The organism is Ruegeria sp. S263 (assembly GCF_056780525.1).
In genome coordinates, this window is record NZ_CM165558.1 from 3,668,110 (window position 1) to 3,685,401 (window position 17,292).

A 17,292-nucleotide genomic window follows, 5' to 3' on the forward strand; every position below is an offset into this window, starting at 1 on the left:
GGCATTTGACCTTGTTTGGAAACTGAAACGGGCGGCTCTTTGGAGCCGCCCTTTTTTAACGCATACGTTCCAGAAGTGTCAGGCTGGGATACCCATCGGGCAAAAGCCCTTGTGCCAGTTGATAAGCGCGAACGGCGTTGATCGTATTGGGGCCGGTCCGTCCGTCGATGCCCTGCGTATCGAAACCTGCTTGGGTCAGCCGCGCCTGCAGTTCCTTTTTTTCGGTGAAACTCAGCACGCGGTCGCCGCGTGGCCAACCGGCCTGAAACGGGGCACGACCGGACAGGCGGTCTGAAAGGTGACCGATACCAATCACGTAAGCATCTGCACCGTTATACGCCTCGATCACGCTGAAATTATCAAAAATCATAAGCGCAACGCCCTGCCCGCCCGCAGGTAGCAGGATCGCGGCCTGCCCATGATCCGCCACGGCTTCGCCATTCATTGCAGTTACACCCCGCGCCGCCCATTCAGATGGCAACAGAGTGTAATCGCGCTTGGCAGTAGAAAAATCGAAATCACGGGGCAGGCGCACCTCAACGCCCCACGGCTGCCCCTTCGTCCAACCATGGCGCGCCAGATAAGACGCGGCAGAGGCCAGCGCATCCGTCGGGTCATCCGACCAGATGTCGCGTCGGCCATCCCTGTCAAAATCCACGGCGTGATCCAGATACGAGGTCGGCATGAACTGCGTATGCCCCATCGCCCCGGCCCAGCTTCCGACCATGTTGTGCGGGCTGACATCCCCGGCCTCAATGATCTGCAACGCGGCAATCAACTGGGTTTCAAAGAACCGCGCGCGACGCGCATCAAACGCAAGCGTGGCCAAAGATCGGATGGTGTGGTCACTTCCCCTGAAGGATCCAAAGGATGTCTCAAGCCCCCAGATCGCGGTCACAACCTCTTTTTCAACGCCATACTGCGCCTCAATCCGGGTCAGCGTATCGCTATGGCGCTGCAATCCGACGCGGCCATCCGAAACGCGCCGATCCGAGACCGCCGCGTCCAGGTATTCCCAAATGGGCTTTGAGAATTCCGCCTGATTGCGGTCCCGTTTGATGACGTCCTTGTCATATGTCAGACCTTCCAGAGACCGGTCCAAAGTCGCAGCGGAAATGCCCTGTTCAAGGGCGCGCTCACGAAAGGCACCCAGCCACGCCTGAAACCGCGCGTTTCCTTCGGTAGACACCCGATACTCCTTGGCTGGTGGTCGAACGACCGGTCGGATCGAGACCGTTACATCAGCCGAAGCCAACTGCAAGATCTGCAACCCATCTGACTTTTCCTGCGATTCCGCCTGCACTATGGATGCCCATAATGCAGCGGTCATGACGCCGCCTATGCATTTACGCATTCCGATTTTTCCTGATTACTGCTCATCCACAGAATAGCGCAAAACCGCGCTTCGACAAAGCGGTCATGTGTTCTGTTCGCGATCTTTTGCTTCCCGCTCGGCCCGTATCTGGGCCAGCGCTTGCCGCAACATAGGAACGCGATTTGGCCTAAAGCTATCGTCTGTTACGAACATTTCGCGCATGCGATCCAAACGAAAGACCCTGAAATCCTGTCTCAGATGGCACCACGACAGCAGAACGCTGGCGCGATCCATATAGACAATACTAAGCGGGTCCACCCTTCGGCGCGTTTCCTCGCCTTTGCCGTCCGTATAGGCAAAATCAATGGTGCGCTCGGCCCATGTGGCCCGCCGCAGATCGGCCACTTCGATTGTCGGCTTGGCCGGGCGTGCAAACCGGGCGGCGGCGAGTACCGCGTGACTTAACCGATGAGATTGGCGCGACGGCAAACGGCCCTGCAGTTTTCGAAGCGCGTCACCGGCGGCTTCGGCCAACCCCGGATCACCGATCGACTGCACCTCGCGCAGGCCAAGAACCAAGGCTTCCAATTCATCATCGGTAAAGCCCAATGGCGGTAAAGTCGCGTCTTCGATCAGGGTAAACCCGAACCCCGCCTCTCCGTCAATCACTGCGCCCAAACCACGCAGCGCGCCTATGTCACGATGAACGGTACGGGCTGAAACACCCAAATCCTGCGCCAATTGCACCGATGTTTTCGGCGTTGGGCCAGAGCGTAAGGCTTGCATCAACTGGAACAGACGGGCGGTGCGGGACATAGCGCAAGTTACCGTAGTCCTAATGACAGTTTTTGTCATCAGCTCAACGTAACCAAGTGGCGTCCAACCAAGGGAGTTACCAATGTTGACCTTACTGACCTTTCCAGCCGCTTTTGGATCTTTCAGCGCCAGCCCATTCTGCGTCAAGACGGCCCTGATGCTGCAATACTCAGGCCAACGCTGGCAGCGATCCGACCTGCTGAACCCCAGCAAAATGCCCCACCAAAAGCTGCCCGTCCTGCGCACACCGGACCGTCTTTTGCCCGACAGCGACCTGATCCGGGATTGGCTGGAATCGCAGGGCACCGAATTCGACAAGGGGCTGACTGAAGCGCAAAAAGCGCAGTCCCGCGCCCTGATCCGCATGGCCGAAGAGCATATCTATCACCACATTGTACTGGATCGTTGGGGCAACGATGAGGCATGGCCGATTCTGCGCGACACGTTCTTTACCGAAATCCCAGCGTTGATCCGCAAGCCTGTGACCAATGCAATTCGCCGGTCGGTGCTCAGGCGTCTGGACGGGGTTGGTGTATCGAGATTCTCAGAGTCCGAACGCCGTGGACGTCTGGAACGCGATCTCGAGTCGATTTCCGCGTTGCTTTGGCAATCTCCCTTCCTGATGGGGGACACCCCCACGGCAGCAGATATGAGCGTGGGCCCAATTCTGGCAGCGATGCGCGCAACACCGGTAGAAACGCCGCTGACCCGGCGGATCAAACAAGATACGCTGCTCAGCAGCTACTCCGACCGCATAGAACAGGCGATTCCCGTATGATGCCCTTCAAAGACCCTGCCGTCGAAGCCGTGTTCGACGCCTTCCCCCAGAGCACCCGCAAAGGTGCGCTGGCGCTGCGGGATCTGATCTTTGAAACCGCCCAGACGCTGCCCGACACGCACCCCATGCAAGAGGCTCTGCGTTGGGGTCAACCAGCCTATCTTGCGCCCAAAGGGTCAACACTCAGGCTGGGAGGGCACAAGTCTGCCAAATTCGCTTTTTTTGTGCATTGCCAGACACGGCTGATCGGCGACTATAACTCGGTCTTTCCCGGCGAAGACCGGCTGGACGGCAATCGCGCGGTCCTGTTCAATCACCCCGGGCAGATCGACGCAAACCGCCATGGCTGGCTGATTGCCAGGGCGCTGACTTATCACGTAACAGAGAAAACCAGATAAATTTGGATCGCTTTTCGCATTCAGGACAAAGCCAAGAGGCAACTAAAAACGATACGACATATTTCTGAAACGCGTTTTCACCTCTGACGGCGTTTGCGTTCGACCTTGCGCTTGATCTTGTCTTTTTTGCGCTTGTTGCTGGCTGCCTTACGGCGAGTACCACGTTTCGCAAGGCCCCGACCACGCGGCAGGGCCTGATCGTCGATTGAGAGCAGTTCCAGTTCCAACCCGCCAGTCACCGGCGTCGCCTGTGTCAGCCGTACAGTGACTCGTTGGCCAATGGCGATGATCAGCCCGGTGTCTGATCCCATCAGCGTCCCGGCCTCGCGGTCAAAATGGAAAAATTCACGCCCCAACGAGCGCACCGGCACCAGACCGTCAGCCCCGGTTTCGTCCATCTTCACAAAAGCGCCGAACCGGGCAATACCGCTGATGCGGCCCGAGAACTCATTGCCCACCCGCTCGCTGAGATAGGCAGCCAGATAGCGGTCGGTCGTATCACGCTCGGCCATCATTGAGCGGCGTTCGGTGTCCGAGATATGGGTGGCGGTTTCGTCCAGCCGCGCGATTTCATCCTCGGTCAGCCCGTCCTTGCCCCAGTCATGCGCCGAGATCAGCGCCCGATGCACGATCAGATCGGCGTAACGGCGAATGGGCGAGGTGAAATGCGCATAGTTGCGCAGCGCCAGCCCGAAATGGCCGAAATTTTCAGGGTTGTAATACGCCTGCGCCATAGACCGCAGCGTCGACAGGTTAATCAGTTCGGCATCCTCGGTCCCGGCGGCGGCATTCAGCAGCGCGTTCAGATGCCGGGTTTGCAACACCTGCCCTTTGGCGAGGTTCAACCCCGCCGCCTGCGCCGTTTCCCGCAGGCTTTCCAGCTTTTCGGGCGCAGGTTCTTCGTGGACCCGGAACAGCAGCGGGCGGCGTTTGGCGATCAACGTTTCAGCCGCGGCAACATTGGCGAGGATCATGAATTCCTCGATCAGCTTATGGGCATCCAGCCGGTCGCGGAAGGCCACGCTGGTCACTTCGCCCGTGTCGCTGAGAACGATCTGTCGTTCCGGCAGATCCAGCTCCAGCGGTTGCCGTTCCGCCCGCGCGGTTTTCAGCGCGGCATAAGCGGCATAGAGCGGCTTCAAGACCGTATCCAGCAAAGGCCCGGTGCGGTCGTTTGGGGTACCATCAATGGCCTCTTGCACCTCGGCATAATGCAGCGACGCGGCGGATCGCATCAGCCCCCGCACAAAGCGATGGCCGATCTTGTTTCCCTCGGCGTCAATCTGCATCCGCACCGCGATACAGGCGCGCGGGACGCCTTCGTGCAGCGAGCACAGGTCGCCCGACAGCCGGTCCGGCAGCATCGGCACCACGCGATCTGGGAAATAGCTGGAATTGCCGCGCTTGCGCGCCTCGCGGTCCAGCGCGGTACCGGGCTGCACATAGGCAGCCACATCAGCGATGGCGACCCAGATCACATGGCCGCCGGGGTTTTTCGGGTCGTCATCGGCATGGGCATAGCAAGCGTCATCATGGTCCCGCGCATCCGAAGGGTCGATGGTTAGCAGCGGCATATCCCGCAGGTCTTCGCGGCCCTTCAGGCCAACCGGTTTGGCCTTGTCCGCCTCGGCGATCACCTTGTCGGGGAAGTCGCCCGGGATGCCGTGCTGGTGGATTGCGATCAGCGACACCGCCTTGGGCGCGGTTGGGTCGCCCAGCCGTTCGACAATGCGCGCACGGGGCAGGCCCATGCGGTTCTTTGGTCCGGCCTGTTCCGCCTCGACCAGTTCGCCATCCTTGGCTCCCAGAACTGCACCATCTGCAACCAGCCATTCGGTCGAGCCTGCTTTGTCGATGGGCACGATCCGCCCGCCCTCGGCCCCTTTGCGGAAAATGCCGACGATCTTGCGTGGATTGGTGCCGATGCGACGGATCAGGCGGGCCTCGTAGTTGTGGTCTTCCTCATGCACCACGGTCAGGCGGGCCAAAATCCGGTCGCCCTCGCCCAAGGCAGGGTCGCTGGCGCGGGTTATCAGCAAGACGATGGGCTCGACCCCCTCGCCATGCCATTCCAGCGGACGAGCGAATAGATCGCCATCTGCGTTCGGAGCCTTCACCTGCAACACGCTGACAGGCGGCAGACGATCCGGGTCGCCATAGCTGCGTTTGCGTTTTTCCAAATGGCCCTCGGCCTCAAGCTCGCGCAGGATGCGTTTTAAGTCGATCCGCGCCGCGCCCTTGATCCCAAAGGCTTTGGCGATATCGCGTTTCGAGGTCAGGGTGGGGTTCGCCGAGATCCAGTCAAGGACCTCCTGCTTGGTGGGGATACGACTCATGTATTTGGCGTAACACGGGCGTGCGACGGCGTCATGACCAAAAACGGATCAGGGTTTCAGATCGGCCACCGTGTCAACGTCTCGCAACGGGTTCAGCAGCGCCACGCGCTGACCGGGGACAGAGGACAGCGTGTCCGCCAGTGCATATTCGGTGGACCAGCGCACATTGCGGAACAGGCCGCTGGGCAGCGCGCCGTATCGCTGCGCGCCCACCAGCCAATAGCCACCGTCGTGCGCAGGGCCAAATGCCATCTGCGCCGACCCCAGCGCCTTGAAGGCCCCTGCAATATGAGTACGCGTAATGCCCGGAATATCTGCGCCGATCAGGCAGACCGGCCCCGGCGGCATCCCGCGCAGCATCCAGCCCATCCGATCGCCCAGATCTCCGCGCCCCTGCGCGGCGCGTGGCAGATCAGCAGGCCAGATGGGGCTGATCAGCCCCTCGCGGTCGGGCGCGACTGCCAGCACGATCTGCCAACGCGGGTCGCGCAGGCGTCGGATCAGCGAACGGGTCTGATGGCGAAACCACCACGCTGCCCCGACCATGCCGATATCGCGGCCCAGCCGGGTTTTTACCCGCCCCGGGCGCGGCTCTTTCACCATGATGACCAAACTACGCTGCATGTCAGGCGAAATAGTCCCGCAGGATGCGCGTATAGATCGCCTTGAGCTGTTCGATCTGCGCTACCTCAACGCATTCGTCCACCTGATGCATCGTGCGCCCGACCAGACCGAATTCCACCACCGGGCAGTGGTTCTTCACAAATCGCGCGTCCGAGGTGCCACCAGTGGTCGACAACTCAGGTTTCACGCCCGTTTCCGCCTCAACCGACTTGGCAACCAGATCAGACAAAGGGCCGGGGGGTGTCAGGAAGCTTTCGCCTGAAATCTTGATCCGCAGGTCGATCTCAACCCCGAACGCCTCCGCCACCGCAGCGGCCTCGGCCCGCAGCCAATCGCTGAGGCTGGCCCCGGAATGCAGGTCGTTGAACCGGATATTCACCGCGCCGGTACATTGCGCGGGGATCACGTTGGTTGCCGGATTACCCGTGTCAATCGTGACCACGGCCAGCGTCGAGGCGTCGAAGTGATCCGTCCCCTGATCCAGTTTGTGACTGGACAGACGATCCATCAACCGCGCCATTGCGGGCATCGGATTCTTGGCCCGGTGCGGATAGGCCGCGTGCCCCTGCACGCCAGTCACGGTGAACCAGATATTCATGGACCCACGGCGGCCGATCTTCATCATCTCGCCCATCGTATTGGGACAGGTCGGTTCACCCACCAGACAAACCGACATCTTCTCGTCCGCGCGGTCCATATAGTCCAGCAACGCGGTCGTCCCGTCCACGGCGTCACCTTCTTCGTCGCCCGTAATCGTCAGGATCACCGCCCCGTCCGGAGGTGTGTCCCGCACGAAATCAACGGCAGCCGCGGCAAAGGCCGCAACACCGGACTTCATGTCCGTCGTTCCGCGGCCATACATGACACCATCTTTGATCTCGGCCCCGAAGGGCGGCATAGTCCATGCGGCCTCATCCCCAACAGGTACAACGTCGGTGTGACCGTTAAACCCAAAGCTGCGCGCATGTCCTTTCGCGCCCCAACGGGCAAACAGATTGCTGACGCCGCCCCGGTCTACGCGCGTGCACTCGAACCCGGCGTCGGACAGGGTGCGCTCAAGCAAGACAATGGCACCGCCTTCTTCAGGTGTGACCGAAGGGCAACGGATCAGGTCTGCCGTGAGTTCTACCGGATCTGTCATTTCTCGCCCTTTCTGATTGTGGCTTCGCAGGATCGCGCACAGATTCAACGAATTGGGTGAATTGCCAACCCCTACACCCCCATTTCCCGCGGCTTTTTTGCATAGGCCTCAGTTTGATATCTCAATAAAACATGCCCGTTTACCCCAAGACCATCTTGCCGCCTTGTTCAAAACTGAGTTACAGGGCGGCGAAACAGGTAAATTGACGATGAAACGAGTCCTTTTCGCTTTGATCTGCCTGACTTTCGCCGTTCTCGCACAGCAAAGCCAGGCCCAGACGCTGTCGGTCGCAACCGTGACCCGTACCCCATTTTCCTATGTAGAGGATGGGGCACAGACCGGTTTTTCGATGGATCTGCTTGCGGCGCTGTCCGAGTCCCTGAACTGGGACTACGAGATTAACCGAGTCGAGGCTTTTGGCGAAATGCTGGGGTCGGTTCAGGACGGGTCTGCTGATCTGGCCATCGCAAATATTTCGATCACCGCCTCACGCGAAACCCAGATGGATTTCAGCCAACCCATTTTCGAGGCGGGTTTGCAGATCATGGTCCCGTCTGACGCTGTGCGGCGACCGTCACTGCTGCAGGCATTGCTATCGGTCGAGTTGTTTATCGCCATCGGGCTTGCCTTTGCGATCCTTCTGGGTGGCGGCATGCTGATGTGGATATTCGAACGCCGCTCGCAACCCTATTTCGACCGCAAGTTGGACGAAGCATGGTTCCCGTCCTTCTGGTGGGCGCTGAACCTTGTGGTCAATGGCGGGTTCGAGGAACGGATGCCGCGCACCCCGTTTGGTCGGCTGTTGGGTGTTGTTCTGGTCGTATCTTCGCTGTTTATCGTATCCGTTTTCACCGCGCGGATTACCTCTGTGATGACCGTCGACGCCATCAGCGGCAATGTGAATTCGGTCAATGATCTTTACGGAAAGCAGGTTGGCACGATTTCCAATTCAACCGCAGCCAATTTCCTGAACAGGCGCGAGATCGAGTTTGTCGGCTACGACGGGTTGGACCCATTGCTTGACGCCTTCAAGAATGAAGAGCTCGATGCGGTCGTGTTCGATGCCCCGATCCTGGCCTACTTTGCCTCACATGAAGGGCGGCGGATCGCATCGGTCACCGGTGGTGTTTTCCTGCGCGAAAATTACGGGATCGCTTTCCCGACGGGCTCGCCTTTGGTCGAGGACGTCAATCAGGCGCTGCTGTCTCTGCGTGAGGACGGCACCTATGACGAGATTTATCGCAAGTGGTTCGGGGTGCGGAACTAAGGCGGCCTAAGCCGGTTCCTCATCTCCGAAAAACGGTGTCATCTGCGCGACGATAACCGCGTTCTCGTCCAGCGCGCGCTGCATCAGGGCCCGCTCATCAGGATCAATGTCGTGGCCTTGCGCCTCACGCTCGGCCAGAGTGCCATAGCCGGTCACATCCAGAGGCGCCGTGTCCGCCTGCTTCAGGATCGCGACGGTCTCGCGCACCGCCTCGGCCTCATCCACACCACTGGCGAAACACATCAACGCCGCCCCGGTCGCGCCTTCGGGCAGGCCGTCGCCATCCTTGCGACCGATCTGCACAAGCAGGGTGTAAACTTGCTGACGGGACGGTTTCTTTTGCTTTTCCATGCGGGGGCCATAGCCCCGTGCACCTTCCCGGTCAAGCGATTGCGTTGACGCATGCGCGTCGTCATAGTGGCCCCGCCGTTAGTCAAAAAGGTGCTTCATGACATATCCAGATTTCATCACCGATTTTCCCAGCCTCGACGTGCCCTTCCCCGAGGACGTCGTGCAAACCGCCGTGATCCGGTCCGATGCCGGACTGGTGGCGTTTTTCACTTTCCTGAAGGATTTTGAACTGCCCCCGCATTCGCACAAGGCCCAATGGGGAACGGTAATCGAAGGTGAGGTTGAACTGACCATCGGGGATGAAACGCGAACCTACCGCCCCGGCGACAGCTATACGATCCCCACAGGCGTCGAACATGGCGGCAAAATCAAAGCCGGGTCTCGGGTGATCGACGTGTTCGAAGAACCCGACCGCTATCCGGTGAAAGGCTAACAAAAAGGCCGCAGCGCGATGCTGCGGCCCTTTTCCGGCTGGAGCGAGTTTTAATCGCGCAGCAATTCGTTGATCCCTGTTTTCGAGCGGGTCTTTTCATCCACCCGCTTCACGATCACCGCGCAGTACAGGCTGACATTGTTCTTGGACGGCATCGAACCGGCGACAACTACCGAATAGGGCGGCACTTCGCCATACATGACCTCACCGGTTTCGCGGTCGACGATCTTGGTCGACTTGCCGATGAACACGCCCATGCCCAGAACCGAGCCTTCGCGAACGATGCAGCCCTCGACCACTTCCGACCGTGCACCGATAAAGCAGTTGTCTTCGATGATGGTTGGGCCGGCCTGCATCGGTTCCAGCACGCCGCCGATACCCACACCGCCCGACAGATGGACGTTCTTGCCGATCTGCGCGCAGGAACCCACTGTGGCCCAGGTATCAACCATGGTGCCCTCGTCCACATATGCGCCCAGGTTCACGAAAGACGGCATTAGCACCACGCCCGGCGCGATATAGGCCGACTTGCGGACCACGCAGTTCGGAACGGCGCGGAACCCAGCATCCTTCCACTGGTCCTCGCCCCAACCGGTGAACTTGCTGTCCACCTTGTCCCACCAGCCGCCGTCCTGCGGGCCCCCGGTCTGGATTTCCATATCCTTGATGCGGAAGCCCAGCAAAACCGCTTTCTTTGCCCATTGGTTCACATGCCAATCACCGCTCTCCAGCTTTTCCGCCACGCGCAATGCGCCGCTGTCCAGTGCGTTCAGCGTATCCTCGATCGCCTCACGCTGCTCGCCCGTGGTGGCGGGGGTAATTGAGTCGCGCGCGTCCCAGGCGGCTTCGATGGCGGCTTCGAGTTGAGCGTTGGACATGGAGGGCTCCCTGCAGAATCTGTTCACGTTGGTCTTGCCTATACGCAAGCAAAGGACTGGCCGCAATGCGACGCAGCAGGCACAGTTTGCGTCCGGTCGGGTCGGTTTCAGCCGCCTAGCGGGTCAGGAGAGATGTTGCCACCGCAGATAAGCACCGCCACCCGCTCTTGCGGATCGGGTTTGTAAGCGCCCGACAGCAGCGCGGCCAAAGCTGTTGCGCCCGCAGGTTCGACAAGAATCCGATGGGCGCGCCACAACACCCTCTGCGCTTCGGCGATAGTCTCGTCCGACACCAGAACCGATGTCTTGCCCTCCGCCAGTCCGAAGCAGATCGACCCGATCCGCCGCGCGCCCAGCGCATTGGCCGCTATCCCCGAAACGGTGACATCCACAGGTTCCCCGGCCCTTAACGCGGCATTCAGCGCGCAGGATGCCTCGGGCTCGACCGCCACAACCTTGCGCGCCCCTTGTAGCCATGCCAGCGCACCGGCGATCAGACCGCCGCCTCCGACCGCGACCAGAACAGTGTCCGCCTGCAACCCCTGCGCGTCCCATTCGGCGAAACAGGTGCCCTGACCAGCCACCGTCGTAGGCGCGTCATAAGCATGTATCTGCATCGCGCCGGTCGCGTCCTCATGCGCCTGAGCCGCCGTCAACGCGTTGGCGTATTCGCCCGACACCACGCTCAAATCCGCGCCCGTTTGCCGGATCAACGCGATCTTGGACGGTCCGGCCAGTTCGGGCACGAAAATCTTGGCCGGATACCCCAATGTCTGAGCCGCATAAGCCGCCGCAGCGCCATGATTACCACCCGACGCGGCCACAACACCGGCCTCGGGGACATCCATGCTGAGCAGCGTGTTAAACGCCCCCCGCGCCTTGAAGCTGCCGGTGTGCTGCATATGCTCCAGCTTCATCTCAACCGGATAGTCCAACCCCAGGGCACGGCTTTCCATCACCGGCGTGACCTGTGCGTATCCGGCAATCCGGTCGGCGGCTGCTGAAATTTCGCTCTTCCAATTCATTCTTGTTCTTCCGTGACTGGCACTCTGACCGCGAACCCTATAGCTGTTTTGGAAACACGCAAGCAGGGAAACTTCACCTATGAGAGAAGACCGCCACAGCCCGTTCCGCGACGCGCAGACCGACCGCTCGACCGCGAGCGAGGTGCCGGATACGCCGCAGACCCGCTCGCCCGCCTATCGCCTTGCCTTTGCCGATGATGAATTCCTGTGCCGCGATGAACTGCGCCCGGTTCGCCTGCAACTGGAACTGCTCAAGCCCGAGATGATCATGTCCGAACGCCAGATCACCTCAACCATCGTCATGTTCGGCGGTGCGCGCATTCCCGAACCATCGCAGAAACACACCGCGCGTACAGAAACGCTGGCCGGTCTGTCGCAATATTATGACGAGGCACGCGAGTTTGCCCGGCTGATGACCGAGAAATCGAACCAGACCGGTTGCCGCGAGAATGTGATCGTCACCGGCGGCGGCCCCGGTGTGATGGAGGCTGGCAATCGCGGCGCGCTGGATGCGGGCGGCTGTTCAATCGGTCTGAACATCGTACTGCCGCACGAACAGGCGCCGAATGAATACGTGACACCCGAACTCAGCTTCAACTTCCACTATTTCGCCATCCGTAAAATGCACTTCCTGATGCGCGCCCGCGCCATCACGATCTTTCCTGGCGGGTTCGGCACAATGGATGAGCTGTTTGAATCCCTGACCCTGATTCAAACCGGCCGGATGGATCGCGTGCCCTTCCTGCTGTTTGGCCGTGAATTCTGGGAAAAGGTCATCAACTGGGAGGCGCTGGCGGATGCAGGCACCATATCGGACGAAGATCTTGACCTGTTCCGCTTTGTCGACACCGCGCAAGAGGCGGTCGAGATCATCGAGAACTGGGAACCCGCCCCGCCCCGTGACGACATTCCGGGGCGCTGAATGATGGCCCCAAAACCCGGAGAGATGCTGCACCTGCGCGGCAATGCCCTGAATGCAGGCGACCCTGTGGCGCTGCCCCTCACGCAAAGCAGCATGTACCACCTGCCCGGCGCGCCGGATAGTCTGCCCACCTATGGGCGGGTCGATAACCCAACTTGGGTGCATCTGGAACATGTTCTGGCCCATCTGGAGGACGCGCCGTGCCTTGTGTTCCCATCAGGCATGGCCGCGATCTCGGCGGCGTTCTTTGCCACCATCAAGGCCGGGTCGCGCATCCTGATCCCGTCCGACGGCTATTACGTCACCCGCGTTCTGGCGGATCGGTTCCTGTCGGGTCTGGACGTGTCCGTTACTGAACGGTCCACTACCAGTTTCACCGAGGGCGGGTTTGACGGGTTCGATGTAGTTTTTGTCGAAAGCCCCTCAAACCCTGGTCTGGATATGATGGACCTGCCCGCGATTGCCCAAGCCGTGCGCGCGGTCGGAGGGATCACGATTGCCGACAACACCACCATGACCCCTCTGGGTCAGCGGCCGCTAGATCTGGGCGTGGATGTGGTTGTCGCGTCGGATACCAAAGCGATGGGTGGGCATTCCGACCTGCTGATGGGCCATGTCGCCAGCCACAACGCGCAGATCATGGAGCGGGTTGAGGAGTGGCGCAAAGTTTCAGGCGCAATCCCCGGCCCGCATGAGGCATGGCTGCTGCATCGCGGGTTGGAAACGCTGGATGTGCGGTTCGACCGGATGTGTGCCTCGGCGCAGGTGCTGGCAGAACGGTTGGCGGATCACCCGGCGGTAAAGTCCATTCGTTATCCCGGCCTGCCCTCTGATCCTGCGCACGCGCTGGCCAAGGCGCAAGTGGCGCGGTTCGGATTCCTGCTGTCGATCACGCTGGACAGCGAAGACAAGGCCGAAACCTTTATCAACGCCTGCCCGATGCTGCGCCCCGCCACATCCTTCGGCGGTGTCCACAGTTCAGCCGAACGCCGCGCGCGGTGGGGCGACGATGTGGACCCGGCCTTCATCCGCCTTTCAGTTGGTTGCGAACCCGTCGAAGAACTTTGGCAGGCGATCAATACCAGCCTGACTGCGCTGTGATTACTTTTTCTTCTGCTCGCGCAGCTCAGTGAACACATAGATCGGCAGCACGATGCTGGCGATCAACGCCCCCAGCCAGACCAGCAAGGTCGCCGCCAGCAGGTTCGAAATTCCACCCACGGTCAGACCGTTGGTAATCAGGTCGGTCAGCAACAGCCCCACGAATGTCACGATCAGTGCGATACCGCCCTTGATCGCGGGGGCGCGCTTTTCACCCAGCTTCAGGATCAGCGGCTCCGCGATCCACTGAACCAGCGTAAAGACGATCACCACAACGATGAACGAAATCGGCCGGATCGCGAATTCGGGCAGCAAAATCGCGGCAAGCAACAACCCGATGGCGTTACCGACCAGCAGGGCCAGAATGGACTTGAGTCTGCGCGTCATTGAGGTCTCCGTCAGCAATCAATTAGAAACATGAAGATATTAGCAGGATTAAGCAATTTAGCGAGGCGTTTCAAAAGCCCCTTCCTTTTGGCCTGTTGAAATCGCATGATAAAACGGAACTATCAAGATCAGACCCCCACCGATGAGAGGTGAGATGAGCGACGATCCTTACTCCGTCCTTGGTGTTGCGAAAGACGCCACCGCTGCCGAAATCAAGAAAGCCTATCGGCGTATCGCCAAGGAATGTCACCCAGACCTGAAACCCGGCGACGCCGAGGCAGAGGCCAAGTTCAAAGCTGCCGCAGCGGCCTATGACCTGCTGAAAGATCCCGACACACGCGCGCGATACGACAATGGCGAGATTGACGCCTCGGGTCAGGAACGCGCCCAGCAGCAATATTACCGCGACTATGCCGAGGCCGCTGGAAACCCCTATCGCGGGCGGGCTGCGGACCCGGACGATATGTCCGACATCTTTGCCGAGTTCATGCGAGGGCGCGGCGGCTTTGGCCAGCGCACTCAGGACTTTCACGCGCCCGGCCACAATCGCGGCTACAGCCTGCAAATCAGTTTTCTGGATGCTGTGTTCGGGGCAAGTCAGAAGCTGACGCTGCCCGATGGCGACCGGATCGAGGTCAAAATTCCGGCGGGCATCACCGATGGCCAGACAATCCGTCTGCGGGGCAAAGGCGATCCCGGCTTTGGAGAAGGGCCGCCGGGTGATGCTCTGGTCACGGTTTCGGTCGCGCCGCATCCGGTCTTTGACCGTCAAGGGGATGATATCCACATCACTCTGCCCATCTCGATTGATGAGGCCATATTGGGCGGCAAAGTCCCCGCCCCGACGATTGATGGTGGCGTCAATGTCAGCGTCCCTGCAGGAACCAGCAGCGGCAAGACGCTGCGGTTGCGTGGCAAGGGGGTCAAGAAACGCGGGACTTCGGAACGGGGCGACCAATTGATCGAACTGACTGTTGCCCTGCCAGACGAGATAGATGCAGACCTGAAAACTTTCTTCGAAACATGGCGCGAAGCCCACAGCTATGACCCGCGCAAAGGAATGCCGTCATGACACGCACCCTGACCGAAGAGGAACTGATCACAACCGTTGCCCGGCTGACGTCGACCCGGCTGTCCGAATATCTCGCCGCCGAAATCGTCATCCCGGAGCAGACAAACCGGGGATTGGTATATCACACGCTGGATGTGGCGCGGCTGGAACTGGCCTGTGAATTGCACGAGCAATACGACATGGAGGCTGACGCGCTGGCCATGATGATCTCGTTGATTGACCAGATGCACGGGTTGCGTGCTGAACTGCGCGAGGTTCTGAGCGCGGTCCAAGCCCAGCCCGACCCCGTGCGGCAAACCCTGATCGAAGTAATCGGCGCGGCGCGGTTCGGCCCCAGGTGACTGGTCAGTTACCGACCACGTATTCCTCGGGCACGAAAAAGGTATAGTCACGATCCGCGACGGCCTCGTGACAATCGTGGCAATAGGCGACGTTGTCCGCGCGATCCCCCATGGTGTCGCCAAACAGGGACCCGTCCGGCATGACCATGATATAGCGCCAGTCAGCCATTTCCGGACTGGTGCCTTCGGCCAGTTTTTCCATGACGAACAACGCACCGGGATGGGTGTTTCCTTCGTCCGTCACGGTCATGCTGTCCTTGGCCAGCACCGAGCCGATCGGCAGTTTTTCACCTTCCTGCAAAGTCCCATAATTGTGCGCCATACGGTTTGCATAGCTGTTCACGAACCGCTGCCCATGCGTTGCTGATATATAGGGCGCGTCATTGAACAGAGGCCAGTTCTGGTAATTTCTCAACTGTTCAAACTGCGCTGCTGCATATCCTTGCGCCATTCGCCTTTGCAATGATGCGTAGATTTGCAGCGCTTCTTCCTTTGACAACTCTGCCGGGTTTTCAATCGCCAGATGCGCATCCTCCCCCCCGGACTGAGCCAGCGCCTGACCTGCATCAACAATTGCAAATGAAAGTGCGCAAATTAAACAAAGTCTTAGTGCTATCAAACGAGAAAACATACTGATCGCCCAAATGGTCAATTCGTTCAGTTGAAAGCCGCGTGCCGTGCAAGAGTAACAATAGCGCTCTTGAACAATCGCGCCATGTCCGGGTGCCTACCTTCACCGCTTTGTGTGCTTGAGTGAAGGCAAATGCCGAGTCTAGATCAGACAAATATATCAAACTACGCATGCAATAGACAGCGTTTGACGCAGAAAATCTGGCAGAGGATGGCGTAAAATTAGGGCTTAGTTCCCGTCCAGGCCCGCTTCTGCTGCGATCTGCTTGCGGGATTTTCTGGCGCGTTCGGTGGCCGATTTCAACTGGCCGCAGGCCGCCATGATGTCTTCACCGCGCGTTTTCCGTATCGGCGACGCGTATCCCGCCTGATAGATGATGTTCGCAAAGGCCCGGATGCGGTTGTTCGAGCTGCGTTTGTAGGGCGCACCGGGCCATTCGTTAAAGGGGATCAGATTGATCTTGGCCGGGATTTTGTGGCGCTTGATATGGTCGATCAGACGATGCGCGTCATCATCACTGTCATTCACGCCATCCAGCATCACGTATTCGAACGTGATCCGTTCAGAATTCGACGCATTGGGATAGCTGGCCAAAGCGCCCAGCAATTCCTCAATGTTCCAGCGTTTGTTGATGGGCACCAGTACGTCGCGCGTCTCGTCCGTGGTGGCGTGGAACGAGATCGCCAGCAGGCATCCGATTTCTTCGGCAGTGCGCGCAATCTCAGGCACAACGCCCGAGGTCGACAATGTGATCCGGCGACGTGACAGAGAAATGCCTTCGGGGTCCATGGCGATCTTCATCGCGTCGCGGACATTTTCGAAATTGTAGAGCGGTTCACCCATGCCCATCAGAACGATGTTCGACAGCAGGCGTGTTTCATCCTTGGGCGCGCCGGGGGTGGGCCATTCGTCCAGATCGTCGCGCGCCATCATAACCTGACCGACGATTTCCGCAGCGGTCAGGTTGCGCACCAGTTTCTGCGTGCCAGTGTGGCAGAAGGAACAGGTCAGCGTGCATCCGACCTGAGACGAGATGCACAGCGTGCCGCGATCCTCTTCGGGGATATAGACTACCTCGACCTCGTGCCCGCCTGCGATGCGGCACAGATATTTGCGCGTGCCATCTTCCGACACCTGACGCGTCACGACTTCGGGAATTTCGATGACGAAATGCTCGGCCAGTTGGGCGCGATACGCTTTGGCAAGGTTTGTCATCTCGGCGAAATCGCGCTTGCCCCACTGGTAAATCCACTGCCAGATCTGACCGGTGCGCATCTTGGCCTGCTTTTCCGGCGTGCCATGGTCGATCAGCGCCGCGCGCAACTGGTCACGGGTCAGCCCGACAAGGTTCACTTTCCCCTCGGGCAATTTGCGGGGGATCGTCATGACGTCTTGAGTGATCGGCGCTTTGGGCGACATGGGCTATCTCGGCAGATTCTGGCTTGGGATGCGCCTCTATATAGGACCCAGCGCAAA

19 protein-coding genes are annotated in these 17,292 nt (G+C 59.7%); 8 read left to right on the top strand and 11 right to left on the bottom strand.

The features are described from left to right. Positions 1-55: 55 nt before the first annotated feature. Together ACT2B1_RS18115 and ACT2B1_RS18120 are read right to left on the bottom strand one after the other, a co-directional pair. Positions 56-1,330: a lytic murein transglycosylase gene (locus ACT2B1_RS18115; protein WP_254449196.1), complete on the bottom strand. Its 1,275-nt coding sequence runs from the start codon at positions 1,328-1,330 to the stop codon at positions 56-58. An 87-nt stretch (positions 1,331-1,417) separates the two neighbouring features. Beyond that, entirely contained in the window at positions 1,418-2,131 is a 714-nt protein-coding gene (locus ACT2B1_RS18120; protein ID WP_171240154.1) for a helix-turn-helix transcriptional regulator, read from the bottom strand. Positions 2,132-2,213: 82 nt separating this feature from the next. On the opposite strand from ACT2B1_RS18120, the gene ACT2B1_RS18125 reads away from it, so the two are divergent. Together ACT2B1_RS18125 and ACT2B1_RS18130 are read left to right on the top strand one after the other, a co-directional pair. Then, entirely contained in the window at positions 2,214-2,909 is a 696-nt protein-coding gene (locus tag ACT2B1_RS18125; RefSeq protein WP_481668309.1) for a glutathione S-transferase family protein, read from the top strand. Beyond that, positions 2,906-3,307 (top strand): DUF1801 domain-containing protein, encoded by a 402-nt coding sequence (locus ACT2B1_RS18130; protein ID WP_171240152.1) that lies wholly within the window; start codon positions 2,906-2,908, stop codon positions 3,305-3,307. Before ACT2B1_RS18125 ends, ACT2B1_RS18130 begins: the two co-directional genes overlap by 4 nt. Before the next feature lie 77 nt (positions 3,308-3,384). Here ACT2B1_RS18130 and rnr read toward each other — a convergent pair whose 3' ends face one another. The 3 genes from rnr to dapE are packed head-to-tail and all read right to left on the bottom strand — an operon-like array spanning position 3,385 to position 7,408. After that, a complete protein-coding gene (gene rnr, locus ACT2B1_RS18135; RefSeq protein ID WP_481668310.1) occupies positions 3,385-5,643 on the bottom strand; it encodes a ribonuclease R in 2,259 nt (752 codons plus the stop codon). 48 nt (positions 5,644-5,691) lie between these two features. Then, positions 5,692-6,267, bottom strand: a complete 576-nt coding sequence (locus ACT2B1_RS18140) for a TIGR04282 family arsenosugar biosynthesis glycosyltransferase (protein WP_481668311.1) — start codon at positions 6,265-6,267, stop codon at positions 5,692-5,694. Position 6,268: 1 nt separating this feature from the next. After that, positions 6,269-7,408 (bottom strand): succinyl-diaminopimelate desuccinylase, encoded by a 1,140-nt coding sequence (gene dapE / locus ACT2B1_RS18145; RefSeq protein ID WP_171240149.1) that lies wholly within the window; start codon positions 7,406-7,408, stop codon positions 6,269-6,271. Positions 7,409-7,616: 208 nt separating this feature from the next. Between dapE and ACT2B1_RS18150 the strand changes: the two genes are divergently transcribed. Beyond that, positions 7,617-8,675: a transporter substrate-binding domain-containing protein gene (locus tag ACT2B1_RS18150; protein ID WP_171124546.1), complete on the top strand. Its 1,059-nt coding sequence runs from the start codon at positions 7,617-7,619 to the stop codon at positions 8,673-8,675. 6 nt (positions 8,676-8,681) lie between these two features. Here the strand turns inward: ACT2B1_RS18150 and ACT2B1_RS18155 are convergent, their stop codons facing one another. Further along, the gene (locus tag ACT2B1_RS18155) at positions 8,682-9,026 is read right to left on the bottom strand and encodes a hypothetical protein (RefSeq protein WP_170388822.1); all 345 of its coding nucleotides are present in this window, start codon (positions 9,024-9,026) and stop codon (positions 8,682-8,684) included. 97 nt (positions 9,027-9,123) lie between these two features. Between ACT2B1_RS18155 and ACT2B1_RS18160 the strand changes: the two genes are divergently transcribed. Further along, on the top strand, positions 9,124-9,459 hold the full coding sequence (locus tag ACT2B1_RS18160) for a cupin domain-containing protein (RefSeq protein WP_171124548.1): 336 nt from the start codon (positions 9,124-9,126) through the stop codon (positions 9,457-9,459). A gap of 50 nt (positions 9,460-9,509) precedes the next feature. Here ACT2B1_RS18160 and dapD read toward each other — a convergent pair whose 3' ends face one another. Both dapD and ACT2B1_RS18170 read right to left on the bottom strand, forming a co-directional pair. Beyond that, complete coding sequence (gene dapD / locus ACT2B1_RS18165) at positions 9,510-10,337, bottom strand: 2,3,4,5-tetrahydropyridine-2,6-dicarboxylate N-succinyltransferase (RefSeq protein ID WP_171124550.1); 828 nt, start codon at positions 10,335-10,337, stop codon at positions 9,510-9,512. 107 nt (positions 10,338-10,444) lie between these two features. Continuing rightward, entirely contained in the window at positions 10,445-11,362 is a 918-nt protein-coding gene (locus ACT2B1_RS18170; protein ID WP_481668312.1) for a threonine/serine dehydratase, read from the bottom strand. A 79-nt stretch (positions 11,363-11,441) separates the two neighbouring features. Between ACT2B1_RS18170 and ACT2B1_RS18175 the strand changes: the two genes are divergently transcribed. Further along, positions 11,442-12,284 carry an LOG family protein gene (locus tag ACT2B1_RS18175; RefSeq protein WP_171124554.1) on the top strand — a complete coding sequence of 281 codons (843 nt, stop codon included), beginning with the start codon at positions 11,442-11,444 and terminating at the stop codon, positions 12,282-12,284. Continuing rightward, the gene (locus tag ACT2B1_RS18180; protein WP_481668313.1) at positions 12,285-13,385 is read left to right on the top strand and encodes a cystathionine gamma-lyase; all 1,101 of its coding nucleotides are present in this window, start codon (positions 12,285-12,287) and stop codon (positions 13,383-13,385) included. Here the strand turns inward: ACT2B1_RS18180 and ACT2B1_RS18185 are convergent, their stop codons facing one another. Further along, positions 13,386-13,772 (bottom strand): hypothetical protein, encoded by a 387-nt coding sequence (locus tag ACT2B1_RS18185; RefSeq protein ID WP_171124558.1) that lies wholly within the window; start codon positions 13,770-13,772, stop codon positions 13,386-13,388. A gap of 154 nt (positions 13,773-13,926) precedes the next feature. Here ACT2B1_RS18185 and ACT2B1_RS18190 point away from each other — a divergent pair, with 154 nt between their 5' ends. Together ACT2B1_RS18190 and ACT2B1_RS18195 are read left to right on the top strand one after the other, a co-directional pair. Further along, positions 13,927-14,844 carry a DnaJ C-terminal domain-containing protein gene (locus ACT2B1_RS18190; RefSeq protein WP_171240145.1) on the top strand — a complete coding sequence of 306 codons (918 nt, stop codon included), beginning with the start codon at positions 13,927-13,929 and terminating at the stop codon, positions 14,842-14,844. After that, a complete protein-coding gene (locus tag ACT2B1_RS18195) occupies positions 14,841-15,185 on the top strand; it encodes a hypothetical protein (protein WP_171126403.1) in 345 nt (114 codons plus the stop codon). Before ACT2B1_RS18190 ends, ACT2B1_RS18195 begins: the two co-directional genes overlap by 4 nt. A 4-nt stretch (positions 15,186-15,189) precedes the next feature. On the opposite strand, the gene ACT2B1_RS18200 is transcribed toward ACT2B1_RS18195, so the two are convergent. Both ACT2B1_RS18200 and rlmN read right to left on the bottom strand, forming a co-directional pair. Continuing rightward, positions 15,190-15,816 carry a cytochrome P460 family protein gene (locus ACT2B1_RS18200; RefSeq protein WP_171240144.1) on the bottom strand — a complete coding sequence of 209 codons (627 nt, stop codon included), beginning with the start codon at positions 15,814-15,816 and terminating at the stop codon, positions 15,190-15,192. A 228-nt stretch (positions 15,817-16,044) separates the two neighbouring features. Further along, positions 16,045-17,235, bottom strand: coding sequence for a dual-specificity RNA methyltransferase RlmN (rlmN, locus tag ACT2B1_RS18205; protein ID WP_171126405.1), 1,191 nt, complete (start codon positions 17,233-17,235; stop codon positions 16,045-16,047). Positions 17,236-17,292: the final 57 nt, after the last annotated feature.

Coding starts and splice junctions, on each gene's coding strand:
- ACT2B1_RS18160 (WP_171124548.1), top strand. CDS start 9,124: ATGACATATCCAGATTTCATCACCGATTTTCCCAGCCTCGACGTGCCC.
- ACT2B1_RS18155 (WP_170388822.1), bottom strand. CDS start 9,026: ATGGAAAAGCAAAAGAAACCGTCCCGTCAGCAAGTTTACACCCTGCTT.
- ACT2B1_RS18180 (WP_481668313.1), top strand. CDS start 12,285: ATGATGGCCCCAAAACCCGGAGAGATGCTGCACCTGCGCGGCAATGCC.
- ACT2B1_RS18140 (WP_481668311.1), bottom strand. CDS start 6,267: ATGCAGCGTAGTTTGGTCATCATGGTGAAAGAGCCGCGCCCGGGGCGG.
- ACT2B1_RS18130 (WP_171240152.1), top strand. CDS start 2,906: ATGATGCCCTTCAAAGACCCTGCCGTCGAAGCCGTGTTCGACGCCTTC.
- ACT2B1_RS18150 (WP_171124546.1), top strand. CDS start 7,617: ATGAAACGAGTCCTTTTCGCTTTGATCTGCCTGACTTTCGCCGTTCTC.
- ACT2B1_RS18120 (WP_171240154.1), bottom strand. CDS start 2,131: ATGTCCCGCACCGCCCGTCTGTTCCAGTTGATGCAAGCCTTACGCTCT.
- dapD (WP_171124550.1), bottom strand. CDS start 10,337: ATGTCCAACGCTCAACTCGAAGCCGCCATCGAAGCCGCCTGGGACGCG.
- ACT2B1_RS18125 (WP_481668309.1), top strand. CDS start 2,214: ATGTTGACCTTACTGACCTTTCCAGCCGCTTTTGGATCTTTCAGCGCC.
- dapE (WP_171240149.1), bottom strand. CDS start 7,408: ATGACAGATCCGGTAGAACTCACGGCAGACCTGATCCGTTGCCCTTCG.
- ACT2B1_RS18170 (WP_481668312.1), bottom strand. CDS start 11,362: ATGAATTGGAAGAGCGAAATTTCAGCAGCCGCCGACCGGATTGCCGGA.
- ACT2B1_RS18175 (WP_171124554.1), top strand. CDS start 11,442: ATGAGAGAAGACCGCCACAGCCCGTTCCGCGACGCGCAGACCGACCGC.
- ACT2B1_RS18195 (WP_171126403.1), top strand. CDS start 14,841: ATGACACGCACCCTGACCGAAGAGGAACTGATCACAACCGTTGCCCGG.
- ACT2B1_RS18115 (WP_254449196.1), bottom strand. CDS start 1,330: ATGACCGCTGCATTATGGGCATCCATAGTGCAGGCGGAATCGCAGGAA.
- ACT2B1_RS18200 (WP_171240144.1), bottom strand. CDS start 15,816: ATGTTTTCTCGTTTGATAGCACTAAGACTTTGTTTAATTTGCGCACTT.
- rnr (WP_481668310.1), bottom strand. CDS start 5,643: ATGAGTCGTATCCCCACCAAGCAGGAGGTCCTTGACTGGATCTCGGCG.
- ACT2B1_RS18190 (WP_171240145.1), top strand. CDS start 13,927: ATGAGCGACGATCCTTACTCCGTCCTTGGTGTTGCGAAAGACGCCACC.
- ACT2B1_RS18185 (WP_171124558.1), bottom strand. CDS start 13,772: ATGACGCGCAGACTCAAGTCCATTCTGGCCCTGCTGGTCGGTAACGCC.
- rlmN (WP_171126405.1), bottom strand. CDS start 17,235: ATGTCGCCCAAAGCGCCGATCACTCAAGACGTCATGACGATCCCCCGC.